This is a genomic window from Budvicia aquatica DSM 5075 = ATCC 35567, from assembly GCF_000427805.1.
Taxonomy (GTDB): Bacteria; Pseudomonadota; Gammaproteobacteria; order Enterobacterales; family Enterobacteriaceae; genus Budvicia; species Budvicia aquatica.
In genome coordinates, this window is the sequence record NZ_KE386592.1 from 101,592 (window position 1) to 122,215 (window position 20,624).

21 protein-coding genes and 1 pseudogene are annotated in these 20,624 nt (G+C 45.3%); 11 read left to right on the forward strand and 11 right to left on the reverse strand.

Translation table 11 applies throughout. From position 1 onward, the window contains the following. Positions 1 to 2: 2 nt before the first annotated feature. The 6 genes from rpoN to kdsD form a co-directional block, all read right to left on the reverse strand. A complete protein-coding gene (rpoN, locus tag YWE_RS0125895; protein ID WP_029097037.1) occupies positions 3 to 1,433 on the reverse strand; it encodes an RNA polymerase factor sigma-54 in 1,431 nt (476 codons plus the stop codon). A 57-nt stretch (positions 1,434 to 1,490) separates the two neighbouring features. Further along, positions 1,491 to 2,216 carry an LPS export ABC transporter ATP-binding protein gene (gene lptB, locus YWE_RS0125900; RefSeq protein WP_029097038.1) on the reverse strand — a complete coding sequence of 242 codons (726 nt, stop codon included), beginning with the start codon at positions 2,214 to 2,216 and terminating at the stop codon, positions 1,491 to 1,493. A 53-nt stretch (positions 2,217 to 2,269) separates the two neighbouring features. After that, on the reverse strand, positions 2,270 to 2,794 hold the full coding sequence (gene lptA / locus YWE_RS0125905) for a lipopolysaccharide ABC transporter substrate-binding protein LptA (RefSeq protein ID WP_029097039.1): 525 nt from the start codon (positions 2,792 to 2,794) through the stop codon (positions 2,270 to 2,272). Beyond that, a complete protein-coding gene (gene lptC / locus YWE_RS0125910) occupies positions 2,778 to 3,365 on the reverse strand; it encodes an LPS export ABC transporter periplasmic protein LptC (RefSeq protein WP_029097040.1) in 588 nt (195 codons plus the stop codon). Before lptC ends, lptA begins: the two co-directional genes overlap by 17 nt. Next, positions 3,362 to 3,910 carry a 3-deoxy-manno-octulosonate-8-phosphatase KdsC gene (gene kdsC / locus YWE_RS0125915; protein WP_029097041.1) on the reverse strand — a complete coding sequence of 183 codons (549 nt, stop codon included), beginning with the start codon at positions 3,908 to 3,910 and terminating at the stop codon, positions 3,362 to 3,364. Before kdsC ends, lptC begins: the two co-directional genes overlap by 4 nt. A 173-nt stretch (positions 3,911 to 4,083) precedes the next feature. Then, positions 4,084 to 5,052 carry an arabinose-5-phosphate isomerase KdsD gene (gene kdsD, locus YWE_RS0125920; RefSeq protein ID WP_029097042.1) on the reverse strand — a complete coding sequence of 323 codons (969 nt, stop codon included), beginning with the start codon at positions 5,050 to 5,052 and terminating at the stop codon, positions 4,084 to 4,086. Positions 5,053 to 5,632: 580 nt separating this feature from the next. Between kdsD and mlaF the strand changes: the two genes are divergently transcribed. From mlaF to murA, 7 genes are all read left to right on the forward strand, one after another. Next, positions 5,633 to 6,436: a phospholipid ABC transporter ATP-binding protein MlaF gene (gene mlaF, locus YWE_RS0125925; protein WP_029097043.1), complete on the forward strand. Its 804-nt coding sequence runs from the start codon at positions 5,633 to 5,635 to the stop codon at positions 6,434 to 6,436. Next, positions 6,436 to 7,218 (forward strand): lipid asymmetry maintenance ABC transporter permease subunit MlaE, encoded by a 783-nt coding sequence (gene mlaE / locus YWE_RS0125930; protein WP_029097044.1) that lies wholly within the window; start codon positions 6,436 to 6,438, stop codon positions 7,216 to 7,218. Before mlaF ends, mlaE begins: the two co-directional genes overlap by 1 nt. A gap of 4 nt (positions 7,219 to 7,222) precedes the next feature. Beyond that, positions 7,223 to 7,744 (forward strand): outer membrane lipid asymmetry maintenance protein MlaD, encoded by a 522-nt coding sequence (mlaD, locus tag YWE_RS0125935; RefSeq protein ID WP_029097045.1) that lies wholly within the window; start codon positions 7,223 to 7,225, stop codon positions 7,742 to 7,744. A 39-nt stretch (positions 7,745 to 7,783) separates the two neighbouring features. Further along, on the forward strand, positions 7,784 to 8,416 hold the full coding sequence (gene mlaC / locus YWE_RS0125940; RefSeq protein ID WP_029097046.1) for a phospholipid-binding protein MlaC: 633 nt from the start codon (positions 7,784 to 7,786) through the stop codon (positions 8,414 to 8,416). Beyond that, a complete protein-coding gene (mlaB, locus tag YWE_RS0125945) occupies positions 8,416 to 8,736 on the forward strand; it encodes a lipid asymmetry maintenance protein MlaB (RefSeq protein ID WP_029097047.1) in 321 nt (106 codons plus the stop codon). Before mlaC ends, mlaB begins: the two co-directional genes overlap by 1 nt. 198 nt (positions 8,737 to 8,934) lie before the next feature. Further along, entirely contained in the window at positions 8,935 to 9,189 is a 255-nt protein-coding gene (gene ibaG / locus YWE_RS0125950; RefSeq protein WP_029097048.1) for a BolA family iron metabolism protein IbaG, read from the forward strand. Between the two features lie 127 nt (positions 9,190 to 9,316). Next, positions 9,317 to 10,576: a UDP-N-acetylglucosamine 1-carboxyvinyltransferase gene (gene murA, locus YWE_RS0125955; RefSeq protein ID WP_029097049.1), complete on the forward strand. Its 1,260-nt coding sequence runs from the start codon at positions 9,317 to 9,319 to the stop codon at positions 10,574 to 10,576. A 70-nt stretch (positions 10,577 to 10,646) separates the two neighbouring features. Here murA and degS read toward each other — a convergent pair whose 3' ends face one another. The 5 genes from degS to dpiB all read right to left on the reverse strand — a co-directional run bounded on the left by degS (position 10,647) and on the right by dpiB (position 16,419). Beyond that, the gene (gene degS / locus YWE_RS0125960; RefSeq protein ID WP_029097050.1) at positions 10,647 to 11,729 is read right to left on the reverse strand and encodes an outer membrane-stress sensor serine endopeptidase DegS; all 1,083 of its coding nucleotides are present in this window, start codon (positions 11,727 to 11,729) and stop codon (positions 10,647 to 10,649) included. Between the two features lie 89 nt (positions 11,730 to 11,818). Further along, complete coding sequence (degQ, locus tag YWE_RS0125965) at positions 11,819 to 13,192, reverse strand: serine endoprotease DegQ (protein WP_029097051.1); 1,374 nt, start codon at positions 13,190 to 13,192, stop codon at positions 11,819 to 11,821. A gap of 252 nt (positions 13,193 to 13,444) precedes the next feature. Next, the gene (gene zapG, locus YWE_RS0125970; RefSeq protein ID WP_029097052.1) at positions 13,445 to 13,855 is read right to left on the reverse strand and encodes a Z-ring associated protein ZapG; all 411 of its coding nucleotides are present in this window, start codon (positions 13,853 to 13,855) and stop codon (positions 13,445 to 13,447) included. Positions 13,856 to 14,114: 259 nt separating this feature from the next. After that, positions 14,115 to 14,810, reverse strand: a complete 696-nt coding sequence (gene dpiA, locus YWE_RS0125975) for a two-component response regulator DpiA (RefSeq protein ID WP_029097053.1) — start codon at positions 14,808 to 14,810, stop codon at positions 14,115 to 14,117. Beyond that, positions 14,797 to 16,419, reverse strand: a complete 1,623-nt coding sequence (gene dpiB, locus YWE_RS0125980; protein ID WP_036017179.1) for a sensor histidine kinase DpiB — start codon at positions 16,417 to 16,419, stop codon at positions 14,797 to 14,799. Before dpiB ends, dpiA begins: the two co-directional genes overlap by 14 nt. A 366-nt stretch (positions 16,420 to 16,785) precedes the next feature. On the opposite strand from dpiB, the gene citC reads away from it, so the two are divergent. The 4 genes and pseudogenes from citC to citF all read left to right on the forward strand — a co-directional run. Beyond that, positions 16,786 to 17,862 carry a [citrate (pro-3S)-lyase] ligase gene (citC, locus tag YWE_RS0125985; protein WP_029097055.1) on the forward strand — a complete coding sequence of 359 codons (1,077 nt, stop codon included), beginning with the start codon at positions 16,786 to 16,788 and terminating at the stop codon, positions 17,860 to 17,862. Further along, entirely contained in the window at positions 17,859 to 18,155 is a 297-nt protein-coding gene (citD, locus tag YWE_RS0125990) for a citrate lyase acyl carrier protein (RefSeq protein ID WP_029097056.1), read from the forward strand. Before citC ends, citD begins: the two co-directional genes overlap by 4 nt. Beyond that, entirely contained in the window at positions 18,152 to 19,048 is an 897-nt protein-coding gene (citE, locus tag YWE_RS0125995) for a citrate (pro-3S)-lyase subunit beta (protein ID WP_029097057.1), read from the forward strand. Before citD ends, citE begins: the two co-directional genes overlap by 4 nt. A 111-nt stretch (positions 19,049 to 19,159) precedes the next feature. Next, positions 19,160 to 20,620, forward strand: a pseudogene (citF, locus tag YWE_RS0126000) (citrate lyase subunit alpha); the annotation flags it as partial. Positions 20,621 to 20,624 lie beyond the last annotated feature (4 nt).

Consider the following 20,624-nt stretch of genomic DNA (forward strand, 5'->3'; position numbering starts at 1 on the left):
AATCAAATCAATTGTTTCCGTTGATTTGATGGGGGGATTGATAACGACTCCCTGTACTTTGCTACCGTCCGTCTGGCAACAATAATCCCTTGGTCGGTCAGCATGCTGGCAATTTTACTGTCGCTTAGCGGCTTCCCGGGGTTCTCTGCTGAAATCAATTTTTTAACTAAAGCCCGGATTGCGGTTGATGATGCTTCACCACCGGAATCTGTATTAACGTGGCTGGAGAAGAAGTATTTTAGCTCAAATATTCCCCGCGGGCTATGTAAGTACTTTTGTGTCGTTACCCGAGAGATAGTGGACTCATGCATATCTACCGCCTGAGCAATATCTGCCAGCACCATCGGGCGCATATATTCAGCGCCGAGCTCAAAGAACTCTTCCTGTCGCTCAACGATGCATTCAGTGACGCGCAGTAATGTATCGTTGCGGCTTTCGAGGCTTTTTATCAGCCACTTGGCATCTTGCAAATTAGTGCGGATATATTGGTTATCGTTGGCATTATGGGTATTAGTCATCGAGGCATAATGCTGGTTAATCTGCAGTCTGGGAATACTTTCTGTGTTTAATTCAACTGCCCACTTACCTTGGATTTTACGCACCAAAACATCAGGAATAACATACTCGGGTTCACCGGCATGAATAGACTGGCCGGGGCGAGGGTCTAAGCTTTGAATCAGTTGCATTGCTTCTTTTAGTGATTCTTCTTTAATGCGACTGAGTTTAAGCAGTGAACGGAAGTCGTGGCTACCGAGCAGCGCTAAGTGTTGGTCAACGATTTGCCGAGCTTCGGCTAAATAAGGCGTTTTTGTATCCAACTGAGAAAGCTGGACCAACAGGCATTCACGTAAATCTCGCGAGGCTACGCCAACCGGATCGAATCGCTGTATGCGTTTAAGAACGGCTTCAACTTCATCGAGGTCAATATTGTCGTGGCCCAGACCTTCTAATATCTCTTCAAGAGGAACCGTGAGATAGCCGGTCGTATCTACGGCATCAATAATGGATGTGGCAATGGCCTTATCAATATCAGAGAACGGGGTTAAATCCATCTGCCACATAAGATGGTCTTGCAGCGTTTGGATGGTTTCGCCCTGAAAGATCGGCAATTCATCACTACCGTAATCATTGCTGGTACCGGACGGTGTCCCGGCAGAGTAAATCTCATCCCAAGTCGCATCCAGCGGCAGGTCTTCAGGGATATCTGACTGTTGCAGCGCTTCACTGGTATCAAGTTGCTCATTGTTTTGTTCTTCTCGAGCATCGATCTCTTCATGAAGGTCTGTCTGTTCAAGCAGTGGGTTACTTTCCAGCGCGAGTTGAATCTCTTGCTGTAGCTCAAGCGTCGACAGTTGCAACAGGCGGATAGCCTGCTGTAACTGAGGTGTCATCGTCAATTGCTGACTTAACTTGAGTTGTAAACCTTGCTTCATAATGACGTATTACGCTTCTTTTATTAATTGTTGTTGCAGTTTGCCGATAAAAAGCGGCTACAGACGGAATTCATTGCCTAAATAAACCCGTTTTACGTGTTCATCTTCTAAAATTGATTCCGGCGTTCCGTGAGCAATCAGATGGCCTTGGCTGACGATATAGGCCCGTTCGCAGACGTCCAGCGTTTCACGGACGTTATGGTCGGTAATCAGTACACCAAGCCCGCTATCGCGAAGGTGTTCAATGATCTTTTTGATATCAATGACCGATATCGGGTCAACGCCGGCAAAGGGTTCATCCAGCAAAATAAATTTAGGGTTAGCCGCTAAGGCTCTGGCTATCTCTACGCGACGGCGCTCACCGCCTGAAAGAGACTGGCCCAGGTTTTTGCTTAAATGGCTGATATGAAACTCTTCAAGCAGCTCATTGGCACGATCTTCCCGTTGTTCACTCGTCAGATCTTTGCGAATTTGCAGTACCGCCATAAGATTGTCATAAACGCTAAGGCGGCGGAAGATAGACGCTTCCTGAGGAAGATAGCCGATTCCCCGACGTGCACGGGCATGAAGCGGTAGCAGGCTGATATCTTCATCATCGATGAAAATAGAACCGGCGTCCCGTTGGACAATGCCAACAACCATATAGAAAGTCGTTGTTTTTCCTGCGCCGTTTGGACCGAGTAAACCTACAATTTCACCCGAATTGACTGTCAGACTAACGTCTTCGACGACCCGACGGCCTTTATAGGCTTTAGCTAAATTCTCTGCTGTTAACGTTGCCATTCGCTGTTGTTTACTCTTTTGTATTTAGATTGCTATTTGAATTTGGGGTGAAGCTAGTTTTTTTTCTGTAATTGGGACGGTACTAATATTGTAGTAACTCGTTTTCCCTTGTCACTGAAAGCTTCCATTTTTTGTTGTTTCACCAGGTAGGTAATGCGGTCGCCCTTAACATTACTGTCCAACTGCTCCAGATATGCATTTCCGGTTAGATCAACAAAATCATTTGCCAGCTCATAGCGAAGTTTGGCCCCGTGACCTTTAACCGGCTTACCGCTGTCTTGCATTTGATAGAAGGTTACCGGGTTACCGAAGGCTTCAACCACTTCGTTACCTTTTTCTCCGGTACGGGTGACAATCACTTTATCTGCACGAATATCGATAGTGCCTTGCTTAACAATAACGTCACCGGTAAATGTGACAACATTGCCTTCCATATCTAAAGACTGTTGGGCTGAAGTGATATTAATCGGCTGATTAGTATCATCTTTCATTGAAAAAGCAGGGGCGCTACTAACCAGAAGAATACCGGCTATAACCGCGCCTGTAATAAGACTTTTAGAATTATTGATTGGTTTCATTGCCTGCTCTTGGTTGAACTTCATAATAGGTTTTTACCTTTTCAATCAGCTTCGCTGTTTTACTGCGCAGGTTACCACGCATCTTCATTCCTTCGGAGGTAAAGTTAGCCCCGTACAGAGTTACCTGATCATCGGAGCTAATGTCTTGTGTGATCAAATTGATCTCAGCATTATCCGTTTTGATCTTTTCCAGTTGTGACGTTGTCGTCAGGCTGTTTACTTCTACATTTTTATAAAGATACAACATCCGGCTTTTGGTCAGCTTTGCCGTATCGGCACGAACGGACCACGTTGCCGTGGCATCTTTATCAAACATAATCATCACCGGATTAGTAAACCAAGTCTCTTCCGATGCGTTGTAGTACTTAACATCATCTGCCGTCAGCTTATAGTTTAACTGACCTTCAGGATTGTACACTATCGTGACCATTTGTTGGCTTTGATAAGTCGGTTCTTTATCATCCGGCGGTATAGCCGCTTTCTGTTCGTCTACATCGGCCATATTCCAGCCAATCAGGGCGACGGCGATTAAGGTTAATAAGACGGTAAGGGTGAGTTTTGTTCTGCTCATATTGACAGCCCCTGTGCGCCTTCCAGTTTACCCTGAGCCTGTAATATTAAATCACATAGCTCACGAACTGCACCTCGACCGCCGGCGATACGCGTCACGTAGTGTGCTTTTGGTAACAGTAATGGGTGAGCATCGGCAACGGCAACGGATAAACCCACTTTCTCCATCACTGGCCAGTCAATCAGGTCATCACCGATATAAGCAACCTGACTCGGAGAGAGCGATAAGTCGCTGAGTATCTTTTCAAAGGCGACCAGTTTATTAGATTGCCCTTGATATAAATGGGTAATACCTAATGTCTTGGCCCGGTTCTCGACCAGTTTAGCGTTTCGTCCGGTAATAATTGCGACTTCAATATCTGACGTTATCAGACAGCGGATCCCATAACCATCACGTACATTAAATGCTTTTAACTCTTCGCCGTGATTACCCATATAAATCAGGCCATCAGACATCACGCCATCAACGTCGCAAATCAGCAGGCGGATATTTGCCGCTCGCTGAAAAACGTCTTTACTTACAGAGCCGTAGCACGTGTTAATCATGTTTATTACTCATCCAAAACTCTTAATTCGTTTATACCGGTCATACTTCAAGTGGCATCTTTGTTGGCCGCGCTCACTCACCCGAATCACTGACTTGAGTAAGCGCATCGGAACTCGCTCTCTTGCCGCCGCGATGCCACTTAAATTATTTTGGTATATTAAATGGTTGTGCCTTAAATAACACCTGCGCGCAGCATATCATGCATATGGACGATGCCATGTAATTGATCGCCTTCCGCAACCATAACCGCGGTAATATGGCGAGATTGCATTAAGTTTAATGCTTCCACTGCCAGCATGTTGGGCGGTACTCGGATGCCGCCTTTCGTCATTAGATCGGCAATTTTAGCGTCATTAAGTTCAATGCCTTGATCGAATACTCGACGTAAATCTCCGTCGGTGAAGATCCCCTGAATAATCAGGTCATCACCGCAAATAACGGTAAGACCAAGATTTTTACGGGTAATTTCAATCAGCGCTTCGCGCAATGAAGCCGTTTTCTTCACCCGAGGGATCTCATCACCAGTGTGCATGATATCACTGACTCTCAGCAGCAACTTGCGGCCCAGTGCGCCACCCGGATGGGAGAGGGCAAAATCGTCGGCGGTAAAGCCTTTGGCTTTCAATAGGGCAACGGCTAACGCATCGCCCATAACCAGCGTAGCCGTTGTGCTGGTTGTCGGGGCCAGGCCGAGAGGACAAGCTTCTTCCGGAACGTGGATACAAAGGTGAACGTTGGCGGCTTTTCCCATCGAGCTATTAGGATTACCCGTCATGCAGATTAATGGGATCTGTAGCCGCTTAATTACCGGGATAAGTGCCATAATCTCATTGGACTCGCCGGAGTAAGAGATGGCGATAACCACGTCATCTGCGGTAATCATACCTAAATCGCCATGGCTGGCTTCACCGGGATGAACAAAGAAAGACGGAGTACCGGTGCTGGCAAACGAAGCTGCCATTTTACAGCCAATATGCCCGGACTTTCCCATTCCCATAACGACAACTTTGCCTTTGCAATTGAATATCATATGGCAGGCTTGTTCAAAGTCCTGATTGATATATTGATAGAGTTGTTCAAGTCCTGCTCTTTCAATATCAAGTACTTGTTTACCTGCTTGTTGAAAATCAAAATTAGACATTACTTACTCTCACTCTATTCAATATGTGCTTAGCGCATTTTATGCACTCAGGCGAAAAAACCAACCCTTGAGCGTTTGAAGATTTCATCAACACGCCAATATAAGGATAAAATCGGTTAATAGTACGATCTTTTTATTGGGTACATATTACCGTTATTCTGGGGCTAACGCCCAGCATTACCTCGTTATCCATCAGTCGCAGTAGCACCAAAAACTAAACGTTTTGGGTGATAAACCAGCAAAATGGGCCTCTTGCGGAATAATATTAAGATGATTAATCTATTTTGCGCTTAAGTTAGATGAACTTTAGCCTTGTTCTGCCCGTCTTACCTCGGGTTAATCTAACACTAGGTTGTGATTGTATTGGCTTTGGCGTTACTGCATTATCACAATAGTTTCCCGCCGGATGTTGAACATTGACCCATTGATATGTGTTAATTTTGACTGGCGTAGGGTGAAAAGTAAAACGCTGGCTGAAATAGTGGCTTAGGCTACTTGGATAATGAACGGTTGAGCCGGAGTATCTAAATACTTATGATGGACGGAATAAGTATTTCATCCTGAATAGTTAAAGGACGTTATGAATAAAACGACAGATAATTTGGTCGAAGTACGGGATATGTCATTTTCCCGTAGCGGTCGTCCAATTTTTCAGGATATCAATATGACGGTACCCCGCGGTAAAGTCACCGCGATTATGGGGCCTTCGGGTATTGGTAAAACAACATTATTACGGCTTATCGGTGGTCAATTGGCTCCGGATAGCGGTGATATCTTTTTTGACGGCGATAATATCCCGACGCTTTCCCGCCGACGTTTATATGAAGTACGTAAGAAGATGAGCATGTTATTCCAATCCGGAGCGCTGTTCACCGACTTAACCGTATTTGAAAATGTGGCCTATCCCTTAAGAGAGCATGCTCGACTGCCGGAGAATTTACTCCGCAGCACGGTCTTGATGAAGCTTGAGGCCGTCGGTCTGCGAGGTGCGGCAGAATTGATGCCCAATGAGCTTTCTGGCGGAATGGCGAGGCGGGCGGCATTGGCTCGGGCTATCGCTTTAGAACCAGACCTCATTATGTTTGATGAACCCTTTGTCGGGCAGGATCCAATTACCATGGGCGTTCTGGTTAAGCTGATTGATGAGCTTAACAGTTCACTCGGCATTACCTGTATTGTGGTTTCCCATGATGTGCCGGAAGTCTTAAGTATCGCCGACTATGCTTATATTGTTGCGGATCACCGAGTCATAGCAGAAGGTACCCCCGAAGCACTACGAGCGAATCCCGATCCCCGTGCCAGACAATTTTTAGACGGCGTTGCTGATGGACCGGTACCTTTCCGTTTCCCCGCGGGCGATTATAAAACGGAGTTATTAAGTTAATGTTGCTACAGGCATTGGCGTCTTTAGGGCGTCGTGGTATCCACTTCACTGTCTCTTTCGGGCGGGCAGGAATGATGCTTTACGGAGCGGTGGTTGGAAAACCAGATTTCCGCAGGCAGTGGCCGTTACTGATCAAGCAACTGTATGTTGTCGGAGTACAATCCTTATTGATTATTATGGTCTCCGGATTATTTATTGGCATGGTACTGGGCTTACAGGGTTATATCATTCTGACAACCTATAGCGCCGAGGCCAGCCTTGGTATGATGGTGGCGCTATCGTTGTTGCGGGAGCTGGGGCCGGTTGTTACCGCCCTGTTGTTTGCCGGCCGGGCGGGTTCGGCACTAACCGCAGAACTTGGTTTGATGAAAGCCACCGAACAGCTCTCCAGCTTAGAAATGATGGCGATAGACCCATTACGGCGAGTGATTACCCCGCGTTTTTGGGCTGGTATTATCAGCATGCCATTACTGACGGCCATTTTTGTTGCGGTTGGTATTTTGGGTGGTGCCATGGTCGGGGTTGACTGGAAGGGGATCGATGACGGTTTCTTCTGGGCTGCGATGCAGGATTCTGTTAGCTGGCACACCGATTTACTGAATGGTTTAATTAAAAGTATTGTATTTGCAATCACGGTGACTTGGATTGCTCTTTATAACGGCTATGACTGCATTCCGACCTCTGAAGGAATTAGCCAGGCGACTACTCGTACCGTCGTACATGCATCTCTCGCCGTACTCGGCGTGGATTTTGTGCTGACAGCAATGATGTTTGGGAATTAAACCGATGCAAAGTAAAAAAACGGAAATCTGGGTAGGGATATTTATGGTCATAGGATTATGCTCGCTTTTATTCCTATGTTTGAAGGTTGCTGATGTAAAATCGTTAGGCAGCGAGCCGACTTACCGGCTTTACGCCAGCTTTGACAATATCGGCGGTTTAAAAGAGCGTTCTCCGGTCAGGGTCGGCGGAGTCTTAGTCGGACGAGTTGCTGAAATATCTCTCGATCCGAAAAGTTACTACCCTCGGGTAACGATCGATATGCAACAGCGCTATAACCATATTCCGGATACAAGTTCCCTCTCAATCAGAACGTCAGGCCTGTTAGGGGAGCAGTTTTTAGCCCTGAATATTGGCTTTGAAGATGAAGATATGGGCACCAAAATTTTAGCGGACGGTGATACGATTAAAGATACTAAGTCTGCGATGGTGCTTGAGGATCTTATCGGCCAGTTTTTATATAAAAGCGGTGGTGATGAGAAAGAGCCAACGCCTGCACCTAATGAAGTTGCTCCAGCAGCACATTAATTTCACGTTACGAATTGAAGTTAGATAAGAGGAATACCTATGTTTAAGCGATTCATTATGGCGGCATTGTTGGTGATTACGCCTCTGGCAGCTAATGCCGCGGACGCGTCTAATCCTTATAAGGAAATGCAAATTGCAGCGGATAAAGTATTTACCCGACTGAAAGATGAGCAGCCTAAGATCAGGCAGGATCCTAACTATTTACGCACCATTGTTAAGCAAGAATTATTGCCTTACGTCCAGATTAAATATGCCGGTGCGCTGGTGCTAGGCCGTTATTATCGTGACACCACTCCGGCACAGCGTGATGCTTATATGCCTGCATTTGAAGCCTATTTAGAGCAGGCTTATGGTCAGGCATTAGCCATGTATAATGGTCAAAGCTACACCATTTCACCAGAGCAGCCGCTGGATGGAAAAGATAATATTGCTATCCGTATTACCATTAACGATCCTAATGGCCGCCCTCCGATTCGTTTAGATTTCCAGTGGCGTAAAAATAGTAAAACCGGTGAATGGCAAGCTTACGATATGATTGCTGAAGGTATTAGCATGATTACGACCAAGCAAAATGAGTGGGCAGAAACGTTGCGTCGCGATGGTGTTGATGGTTTGACTAAACAACTTATCGCTGCGGCTAACCAGCCGATTAAACTGGACGATAAAAAATAATGTCCGATTCTCTGAATTGGCGTATTGAGAACGGAACGGTGGCTTTCGATGGCGATTTGAATCGTGAGACGCTGTTGCCGTTTTGGAAGCAAAGGCAGCAAATTTTAACGTCAGATATTCATACGCTGAACGTTGCTCATTTAGTTCGGGTAGATTCGGCCGGTTTAGCGATGTTAATTCACCTGTTGGCTGACGTTACGCAGCGACCGCAGTCGCTAAAGCTTGCGGGTATGACGGAAAAACTGCAAACCCTTGCCGCATTATATAATCTGCAACAAATAATTGAACCTTATCTGGTGAGTCCTCCTGATGTGGTGTGATAATATTGTTAGCAGACTGATTTGATATAAGTCGCGGAGGTGTGAATACATCTCCGCGATATTTTTATCTGGTATAGAGGGCGATGTCCTGAGGGCACAGCCACAACTTTTGACTCTCTGGGGTTAAAATACGACTGTTTTCTATCAGTAATAGAAAGCGGATATTCACGTTTTAGTTAAATGAAGACTTTGAAAACCATGGATAATAGTGAAATTCAACAAATCTTAATCAGTGCACTGAATCTGCAAGATGCGCACGTCACCGGTGATGGTAGCCATTTTCAGGTCATTGCGATTGGCGATGTCTTTGCCGGCATGAGCCGTGTTAAACAGCAGCAAACTGTTTATGCTCCTTTAATGGAATATATTTCAGATAATCGCATTCATGCTCTTTCCATTAAAGTGTATACGCCCGAAGAGTGGCAGCGAGATCGTAAACTTAACGGTTTTTGATCCTGAGTTATAACGGCCCGGTATGCTTATAAGCGTATTGCTATTTGCTGGATCGAACTCAAATAAAAATCCCCACTGGCTGAAGCAATATCATCATTTACTTGTTGTTTTTAAGAGAGATTAGGTTATGGATAAATTTCGTGTACAGGGCCCGACGACGTTAAGTGGTGAAGTCACCATTTCCGGGGCTAAAAATGCAGCGCTCCCGATCCTTTTTGCTGCTCTTTTAGCAGAAGAGACCGTCGAGCTGCAAAATGTTCCAAAACTAAAAGATATCGATACCACCATTAAGCTGCTCAGTCAGCTAGGTGTGAAAATTGAACGCAATGGCTCTATTTTTGTTGATGCCAGCAATGTGACTGAACTTTGTGCACCTTACGACTTAGTGAAGACCATGAGAGCATCTATTTGGGCGCTTGGTCCGTTGGTTGCACGCTTTGGCTACGGTCAGGTTTCATTACCGGGCGGTTGTGCTATCGGTGCCCGTCCTGTTGATTTACATATCAGCGGCTTAGAGCAGCTAGGCGCAGAAATTAAGCTGGAAGAGGGCTATGTTAAAGCCTCGGTTAATGGTCGCCTGAAAGGCGCCAATATCGTGATGGATAAAGTCAGCGTCGGTGCGACTGTGACCATTATGAGCGCGGCAACGTTAGCCGAAGGGACGACAGTGATTGAAAATGCTGCCCGTGAGCCAGAAATTGTTGATACCGCTAACTTCCTGAATACTTTAGGCGCTAAAATTACCGGAGCCGGTAGTGACCAAATTACTATCGAAGGCGTTAAGCGCTTAGGCGGCGGGGTTTATCGCGTACTGCCTGACCGTATTGAAACCGGTACTTTCTTAGTCGCAGCAGCCGTTTCCGGTGGTAAAGTTACCTGCCGTAATACTCGCCCGGAGACATTAGATGCGGTATTGGCTAAGCTACGCGAAGCCGGGGCTGAGATTGAAGTCGGTAGCGATTGGATCACGCTTGATATGAAAGGTAAGCGTCCTCACAGTGTGAATATCAGAACGGCTCCGCATCCGGGTTTCCCTACTGATATGCAGGCTCAGTTCTCTCTGCTTAATTTAGTGGCAGAAGGAACCGGCGTGATTACTGAAACCATCTTCGAAAATCGCTTCATGCATATTCCTGAGCTTATTCGCATGGGGGCTCATGCTGAAATTGAAGGTAATACGGTAATTTGCCACAGCGTTGATCATTTATCTCCGGCTCAGGTTATGGCAACCGATCTTCGTGCATCAGCCAGCTTAGTCTTGGCGGGGTGTATTGCGAATGGCGTGACAACGGTAGATCGTATTTATCATATCGATCGTGGCTATGAGCGTATCGAAGAAAAGCTGAATGCATTGGGTGCCAACATCCAGCGAGTGAAAGACGAATAAAGATTTGACCATCTTTAACGCAATAAAAAAGGATGCTATGCATCCTTTTTTATTGGCCACCATTGTGAAGCTAGTTAATCGGGGTTTCTTGTGCTGCCGGATATTCGCTGACCGTTAAGGTCATATTTAGCCTCTGGCCCTGACGCAATACGGTTATCGGGATGCTGGTTCCTGGCCTGATTTCGGCGACCTGATCCATCACTTCAATCGCAGAAGTTGCCGGCTTATTGTTGACGTTAACCAGGATATCACCGACTAACAGTCCTGCATGTTCCGCAGGGCCATCGGGGGTAACTGCGCCAACTAATATGCCCTGCATACGATCGAAAGGACTACCCTGATTCTGCATTTGGCTAAACTCCCGGCCTTCAATGCCCATATAGCCACGAATAACCCGGCCATCACGAATTAATTTATCCATGATCTTAGTGGCTAATTCCGCAGGAATCGCAAAGCCAATGCCTTCAGGCGTGTCACCGTCAGTTCGTTTATCGAGTGAAAGCGTATTGATACCCACCAACTCGCCCAGCGAATTGATTAAGGCTCCGCCGGAGTTACCGTTATTAATTGATGCGTCTGTTTGCAGCAGGTTTTGTCGGCCATAAGGGCTGAGCCCGATACGACCAGTAGCACTGATAATTCCTTGGGTGACGGTTTGACCCAAATTATAAGGATTACCAATAGCCAGAACGACGTCACCAATATGTGGTGTACGCTTTGAATTAATCGGGATGGTCGGTAGATTATTATCTTGAATTTTTAATACGGCCAGATCGGTTAAGGTATCAGCGCCGACCAATAATGCTTCATATACCTGGCCATTTTGTAGGGTAATAATAATTTGGTCAGCGTTAACAATAACGTGTTTATTAGTCAGGATATAACCTTTCTTGTTCATAATAACGCCTGAACCTAAAGTGTTAATTCCTAAACTTTGGCGGGAAGAACCGGATGCGCTACGGTTATATACATTAACGACTGCGGGCGCAGCTCGTCTTACGGCACTGTTATAGCTAACCGGAGAGTCAGTCAGCGGTAAACTTAGGGAATCCTCAAATAGCCCGGTCGCCGAGCGTAACGACGGGAATACGAGTAATAAGCCTGAGGCAATAATTAAGCCAATAATTATTGAGCGTAACAGTTTGGCAAGCATGCATATGGTCAGTTAAAAATAAAGGTTAGTAAGGATAGCATGACTTGAACGGATACGGCACATTACCGTATCCGTTTTTGCGATCGGGATTAACGTAAGATCAGATAGATATTATCATCACCACGTAAGATGTTGAGTGCCATCACATTTGGCTTGCCATCAAGAATTTTACGCAGCTCACCAATATTCTGAATGCGCTCACTGTTCACACCGATAATCATATCGCCGTTCTGCAGGCCATTTTGTGCCGCAGGTGAACCTTTAGTCACTTCGTTAATGATGACGCCTTTAGTGCCTTTGACTTCGCCATTATTGAAGGTTGCGCCTTGAAGCGACGGCAATAGTGATTCAGCATTTGTTGATGCCTGATCGCTGTTTTGTAGTTCAACCTGAACTTCAAGTGGTTTGCCTTCACGTAGCAGGCCCATCTTCACTTTTTTACCCGCACCGGCAGTGGCAACTTTAGCCCGTAATTCGGCAAAGCTGTTAATGTCTTTACCATCAATCGAGGTGATGACGTCACCGGCTTTAATGCCCGCCTGTGCTGCGGCACTCTTCGGCATGACTTCGCTAACAAATGCGCCGCGTTGAGCATCAACTTTAAAGGCTTTTGCCATTTCGGCGGTCATTTCGCTACCTTTGATACCTAACATGCCACGTTTAACTTCACCAAACTGAATCAGCTGGTCAGTAAGGCTTTGTACCATGTTGCTAGGAATAGCGAAGCCGATACCTACGTTACCACCGCTTGGCGCCAGGATCGCGGTGTTGATACCAATAAGCTCACCATTTAGGTTGATCAAGGCACCACCGGAGTTACCGCGGTTAATTGATGCATCGGTCTGAATGAAGTTTTCAAGGCCTTCCAGATTTAAGCCACTGCGACCCAACGCAGAGACAATACCTGAAGTGGCTGTTTGACCCAGGCCAAACGGGTTACCAACTGCAACGGCGAAATCACCAACGCGAAGTTTATCTGAATCAGTCATTTTAATGGCCGTCAGGTCTTTCGGATTCGCGTCAATTAACTGCAGCAGTGCGATGTCTGATTGCTCATCGCGGCCAAGCAGCTTAGCCTGATACTCACGGCCATTGTTCAGTTGGACTCGAATTTTATCCGCATTGTTGATCACGTGATTATTGGTGACGACATAGCCTTTTTCGGCATTAATAATAACGCCAGAACCCAGACCTTCAAATGGTCGGGTGCTTTGTTGTTCTGTCGGTGCGTTAGGGCCGAAGAAGAATTTGAATTCTTCAGGGAGCCGTTGACGCTGGACCTGTGTGCCTTCAACGTAAACGCTGACAACAGCAGGCAGAACTTTTTCTAACATAGGTGCCAGACTAGGAACTTGTTCACCGGCTACAGTGACAGGTAAAGCCGCATTGGCAGCCGGTACTGAGGAAAAAGTTAATCCTAAACTGACGGTTAATGCGCTTAATAAAAGTGTTGTTTTCTTCATGGGTAATTCGCTCTCAATACCAACAGGTTACTCGGTTTGTTTACAATAATAGAGTGTAGCTAATCTAAGACTGCCCGAGATTATAAAAAGTTCATGCATAGAGGGGGCCACTACGGGCAAAACAAGGGATGGTGGTGATGAATATAGACATCAAACCCAGCTGTGACGCTGATAACAAAACAACGTAAAGAAAGGTAATGTTAGGAAAAGGCAAAATAAGCAGTGCCACCATGGGGTGGCACTGAGTGTTATTTAGCTTCTGCGGTCAGGGCGGAACAGTCCTGAAGCACCTTCGGAATAATCGCGAGGAGGTGCATCGGCAGTCAGTTGCTCGGTATCGGAATCAGAGGATACTGGCTTATAATTAATGTAGCTGAATGGATTGTCACTGGTGGCCATATCCGGTAGTAACGTGGTCGAACTTTTAATCATATGCTTTTGGAACTGGCGGTAATCCTGAGCCATTTTCTCTAATAGCTCCGCACTATGAGAAAAGTGACTGACTAACTCCTGCCGATAGGCTTCCAATTCCTCTTTATTCTTATTCAGCTCCTGCTGTAATGCAGACTGCTGGCGTAGTTTACGATTACCAAAACGCATCGCAACGGCACCGATGATAAGGCCAACGACTAAGCCAACAATAAGTGCATACTCCCAAGTCATACAGACTCCTTTTTATTGTCATAAATTACAGAGGGCAATCCCGGATAGCGGTGTCTAAAGCCATCTTTGACGCAGATTTCTTCATAACCTAAACGATTAAACCACTATCAATACCGGACAACTATACCTGCTAATAGCTGCCCAGTGGAACTTCGTTCGCCATTACTTTACATCGTACCACAATAAAAGGCATTTTTTATCTCTTACCTGCCAATCAGCCATTTCTAGTTACAAACTATAATGATATGAAAAATAGGTCTTATTCGGCATGTTCAGAGGGTTGTCGGCGGTAAATCCGTTGAGGTCTGCCCACTTTGCCATAAATGATTTCAGCCAGTAAAAAGCGCTCTTTAGTACAGAATTCCAGATAGCGTCTGGCCGTTGTGCGACTGAGGCCTAATTTTTTAGCAATGTCTTCAGCCGTATAGCTGGTATCGAGATCGTTAAAGGCTTCTTGTACTACTTTCAGCGTGATTTCATCAATGCCAATCGGCATGCTTGGCTTGGCCTGAATACGGGCAAAAGTATTAAACATTTCGTCGACCTGCCATTGGCTGACGTCTTCGGTTTGCTTGCGTACCCGATGGAGATAATTAAGACGCTCCAGCGTTTGCTCCAGTCTTTCATAGGCAACCGGTTTTAGAAGGTAATCGAAAACGCCACACCGAATAGCTTCTGATACCGTATCGATATCGCTGGCAGCGGTAATGAAAATAATCTCACCCTGATATTTATTGGCTGATAATTCTTGTAATAGTTCAATGCCTCTTCCATCGGGAAGATAGTTATCGAGAATAATTAAATCAGGCTTAAATGAGTTAATCATCATTCGGCCTTGTTCGAGGTTGCCGGCCAGCCAGACTTGACGACATGCACTATGACGTTTAATAAATTCAGCGTGCATTTCAGCCAGTGGGGTTTCATCCTCAATAATCAAAATATTAAGATATTTCATCTTTCATTCCGTCCTTTCCTTTGGGAATAAATATAGAGAATATGGTTCCGCACGGTTCATTGTCACCCAGCATTACAGTACCGTGATATTGGTCTACGTAGGTTTTGACCAGATATAATCCAATTCCATGGTCACCACCGTTGTTCTTTGAGGTCACACCACGGGTAAATATGCGTTCACTAATATGAGGTTCGATTCCAAGTCCATTATCGGACACTTCGATAACCAGCTCCTGGCCTTCGTCTGAAATATAACATTCAATAATCTTGTTACTGTCAGGATTTTTTAGCGTAGCTTCGAATGCATTATCCAGCAGGTTGCCCAGTATGCTTGCCAGCTCATTTTCATTGATAGGCTTTGGCTGAGCGCTAAGCGAACAGCCCGGAGTAAAGCACATTTCTAAACCTAATTCTTTAGCCCGGTGAAATTTTCCAAACAGCAACCCTGCAATAAGCCGGTTTTTAAACATGCTGCTGATACTATCGATAAGTGATTGCTGATTGGATGACTCAGACTGTACCATTTTGAGCGCCCGATCGTATTCTTTCATCTGTAGTAGGCCGCCGATGGTCGAGATCCAGTTTAAATGCTCATGACGTAAGGTGCGTAAGTTCTCAACATATTGCTGAATTTGAGAAAGCTGGGCGCTTAAAATATGAATTTCATCATGGCGACGGAAGCTGATTACCCAACCTTGAAACTCACCGTCAATCCATATACCGACCCGGTTGGCGATAATTTTTAAGCCATTAATCATTAGCAGGTCATCAACCCTGTTGGTTCCGCTCGCCTCCAGAAAATAGTCAGCCGGGGTTATCAGGTCTTGAACCAGGCTACCGACCAGATTCTTTTGCGGGCCATCTAGCTTTAACATCTTCTGAGCGTTCTGATTAATTGCGGTAATCTGACCTTGGGTATTGACGGCGAGTAAGCCTTCAAATACGGCGCCAAACAGGGCGTCCTGCTGTCGTTGGACTCGGGCTATTTCGGCGGGCTCCATGCCCATCATTTGTTTCTTAATATGGGCTGAGAACTGCCATGAGAAGAAGATCAGCATAAACAGAATAATTAATAACACGCTGGTTAGCGGAAAGATTTGGCTTGAACGCCACATATCGATTTTGCTATTGAGGTAGCCGAGGGAGATAACGCCGATAACTTTATTATTTTTATCCCAGATTGGCGTTTTTGCCCGCATTGCCAGCCCCATCGACCCTTCGCTGGAGATAATGTAGCTTTCCCCCCGCTCCATGGCCCCGGGCTTGTTCCATTGCATGGTATAGCCGAGCTTGGCCGGATTCGGATGATAGAGCCGAACAGATTTTTCATCGCCGATAACTAAATAGCTAAAGTTAGACTCCATGCTGATTTTGTCAGCAATTTTTTTTAGCTTTTCGGTATCTCTCTGTTCTACGCCTTCAACAATGCCATCCATTGATGCGATGATTTTTGCCTGATTCATCGCAATTTCGGCTACTTTATCAGTGATATAATTGTTAATGCGATGAGTGACAAACTCATTCAATGCCCCCATTATCAGAGTAAACACAATAAGTAATAATAGAAATACGCGCCATTGGAATGACATGTTTTTTAACATATTCTTCATATATTTCTCATATGTTCTTATTATTGATAATATACATTTAACATTGTCATTTTTTATTATTTATATTTGAGTCAATAAATATAATTAATTTATTTATAAAAGCTATTTAATTAATTAAAAAAATTAAAACCATTAAGTCGTTAATGTTTATTAGGCTAACTGTGAAGCAGATCAATTAACTCAAATAGGGTAATTACTATGATGTGATTCAGTAGCTTGTTGGTCAATGGACTCGTTTCTCGTGCTAATAATAAAGTTTATTTACTAATATTAGCTGAGTTAATTGATATTTTCTAATTACCCCCCGTTTGAATTGGGGTGACAGAGTATTTTCTTTTTACATAGAATACGCATAGAGAATGAAATATGTATAACTCAACAATATTCAGTCAGGTAAAACGCTCGGACTATAAGAAGATAGCTGAAATTACGAAGTTTCTTCGTAAGAACGATCTGAATATTGATACCTCGGTAGAAATTTTTATTACCGTCACGCGAGATAATCAAATAATTGCCTGTGGTGGCATTGCCGACAACATTATTAAGTGTGTTGCGATTAATGAAAATGTGAGGGGAGAAGGAATTGCACTTTCATTAGCAACTGAACTTGTCAATTTGGCTTATGAAAATCACCATACCCATCTATTTATTTATACCAAAACTCAGAATGAAGTTTTGTTCCGCCAGTGTGGTTTTTTTCCAATAGCCTCTGTTCCCGGAATTGTTGTTTTGATGGAAAACAGCAGTTGTCGATTACGCCGTTATAGCGAGCAATTATCGAAGAGCCGTCAGGCTGGCGCTAAGATTGGTTGTATTGTGATGAATGCGAATCCCTTTACTTTAGGGCATCAGTTTTTGGTGCAACAGGCAGCGGCACAGTGTGACTGGCTACACCTGTTTCTGGTCAAGGAAAATACCTCAACATTCCCTTATGTAGACCGCTTACGACTGGTTACTGAAGGAACCTCAGGTATTCATAACTTAACGGTGCACCCGGGGTCTGAATATATGATCTCCCGTGCGACATTCCCATGTTATTTCATTAAAGATCAGGGTATTGCTGATAACTGTTATACCGAGATTGATCTAAAAATATTCCGCCAATATTTGGCGCCGGCATTAGGCGTTACCCATCGTTTTGTGGGTAATGAACCTTTTTGCGAAGTGACCAGTAAATACAATGAAGATATGCAGTATTGGCTGAGCACCCCCGAATTAGCTTTCCCACCGATTGAATTGGTTGAAATAGAACGGACCCAGTATGAAGGAACCGCTATTTCAGCCTCATGGGTACGCCGGCTACTAGCCAAGAAGCAGATGGACGTTATTTCCCATCTGGTGCCGGACTGTACGTACAACTATCTGATATCTAACCCTAATATACGTCAGAAGAGTGCGTCTTTACCCTCAGAAGAATCTGTAATTACTGTAGGTGAACTATGAAAATTATCAAAGAAGCCGTTGCCGGCACGCTTGAATCAAGCGATGTCATGATACGGATAGCCCCGCTAGATGGTTCTGAAATCGATTTACAGCTGAACAGCAGCGTAGAAAAGCAGTTTGGTGATGCAATTCGCCAGACTGTTTTCGATACGTTAGCGCAATTGGGTGTAACCGGTGTTCAGCTGATTATCGATGATAAGGGGGCTTTGGAGTGCATTTTACGTGCCCGCTTGCAAACCGTGTTGCTCAGAGCAAGTGACAGTAAAGAATTACCTTGGGGGGCATTGAAATGAATGTTGAACTCAAGCAGCGGGTACGCCGCAGCATGTTATTTGTTCCCGGGGCGAATGCCGCCATGGTCAGTAACTCTTTTATCTACTCTGCTGATGCAATCATGTTTGATCTTGAAGATTCAGTTGCACTGAGAGAGAAAGATGCAGCGCGTCTGTTAGTTTTTCATGCACTACAGCATCCGATGTATCAGACCATAGAAACCATCGTTCGGGTTAATGCGCTGGATTCAGAATTTGGTATTAACGACCTTGAAGCCGTTGTTCGCGCTGGCGTTGATATTGTTCGGTTACCTAAAACCGATAGTGCTCAGGATGTGATCGATATGGAGAAACATATCGCACGTATTGAAGCTGAATGTGGTCGTGAAGTCGGAAGTACCGGCATGTTAGCCGCAATTGAGTCCGCTGAAGGTATTAATAATGCGGTCGATATTGCTCGCTCATCTCCTCGTTTAATTGGTATTGCTCTCGGCGCTGAGGACTATGTCCGTAACTTACGTACCGAACGTTCTCCCGAAGGCATTGAATTGCTGTTTGCCCGTTGTTCAATTCTTCAGGCCGCTCGCGCCGCGGGGATTGCTGCTTTTGATACCGTCTATTCAGATGCAAACAATGAGCAAGGCTTTTTAAATGAAGCCGCACATATTAAACAGTTAGGTTTTGACGGTAAGTCCCTGATAAATCCTCGCCAGATAGAGCTTCTCCACAACCTTTATGCACCAACCAGTAAAGAGCTTGAGCACGCCCAACGCGTGATTGAGGCTGCTGAAGCTGCGGCGCTTGAAGGTTTAGGCGTAGTTTCTCTCAACGGAAAAATGATTGACGGCCCGATTATTGAACGTGCTCGTCTGGTATTGCAGCGCGCTGCGCTTTCCGGCATTCGTGAAGAATAAAAGGGTGAGGTAAATACGATGGCTCGTCAAAAACGTGTATTAAATTTATGTAATAGTATCCAAAACATCGGTGAAGAGAACGAAGGTGAATCTCAACAGAAATCTTTGGTATTAACACCTTATAAAGATACTTCTAAGGCTAATCTCCAGTCTAAAAAACCTCGGGATAAAAAGCTCTGTTCTTCACTGGAAGATGCTATCCGCCGCTCAGGTTTGCAAGACGGTATGACTATCTCGTTTCACCATGCTTTCCGCGGCGGTGATTTGACCGTCAACTTAGTGATGGCGCAGATTGCGCAGATGGGGTTCAAAAACTTAACGCTGGCTTCGAGCTCACTCGCTGATTGCCATACCCCGTTAATTGAGCATATTCGTAACGGCGTAGTGACCAATATTTATACCTCGGGTTTACGCGGCCCTTTAGCGGAAGCAATATCACGTGGTCTGCTCAAACAGCCGGTGCAGGTTCACTCTCACGGCGGTCGGGTTAATCTGGTTGAGTCTGGTGAACTGTCGATTGATGTGGCTTTCTTAGGGGTTCCTTGCTGCGATGAGTTCGGTAATGCTAACGGATTCACCGGCAAAGCCTGCTGTGGTTCATTAGGCTATGCCAAGGTCGACGCTGAGTACGCTAAAAATGTGGTCATGCTGACGGAAGAGCTCCGCCCATATCCTCATAATCCGATCAGTATTTCTCAGGATCAGGTCGATTTAATTGTTCAGGTAGACCGGGTTGGTGATGCCGCCAAGATTGGCGCTGATGCTACCCGAATGACAACCAACCCACGCGAGCTGTTAATTGCCAGACGCGCTGCCGAGGTTATTGTCCATTCAGGCTATTTCAAGCAGGGTTTCTCTTTGCAAACCGGGACCGGTGGCGCCTCTTTGGCGGTGACTCGTTTTCTTGAAAGTAAAATGCGCAGTAAAAATATTACCGCCGGATTTGCTCTGGGTGGCATTACAACGGCAATGGTTGATCTGCATGAGAAGGGATTGATCGACAAATTACTCGATGTTCAGAGCTTTGATAGCGGAGCTGCTGCATCTCTGGCGCGCAACCCTAATCATATCGAAATCAGTGCTAACCAATATGCCAACTTTAGCTCTAAAGGGGCATCGGTCGATCATCTGGATGTGGTTATTCTGAGCGCATTAGAGATTGATACTCAGTTCAATATCAACGTATTAACCGGTTCTGATGGCGTATTGCGTGGTGCATCCGGTGGTCACTGTGATACCGCTGCGGCTTCTAAATTATCCATCATCGTTGCACCGCTAGTCAGAGGTCGGATCCCGACGATTGTTGAGAATGTCACAACCTTAGTCACGCCGGGAACCAGTATCGATATTTTAGTTACCGACCATGGTATTGCCGTTAACCCGGCCCGACCAGAGCTGGCTGAAAGACTACAAAACGCTGGCGTTAAGGTTGTCAGTATCGACGACTTATACCAACGTGCGCTGGTGTTAACCGGAAAGCCTAAACCTATCGAGTTCACTGACCGCGTGGTTGCTGTCGTTCGCTATCGTGATGGTTCGGTCATCGACGTGGTTAATCAGATAAAAGAGTAAAAAC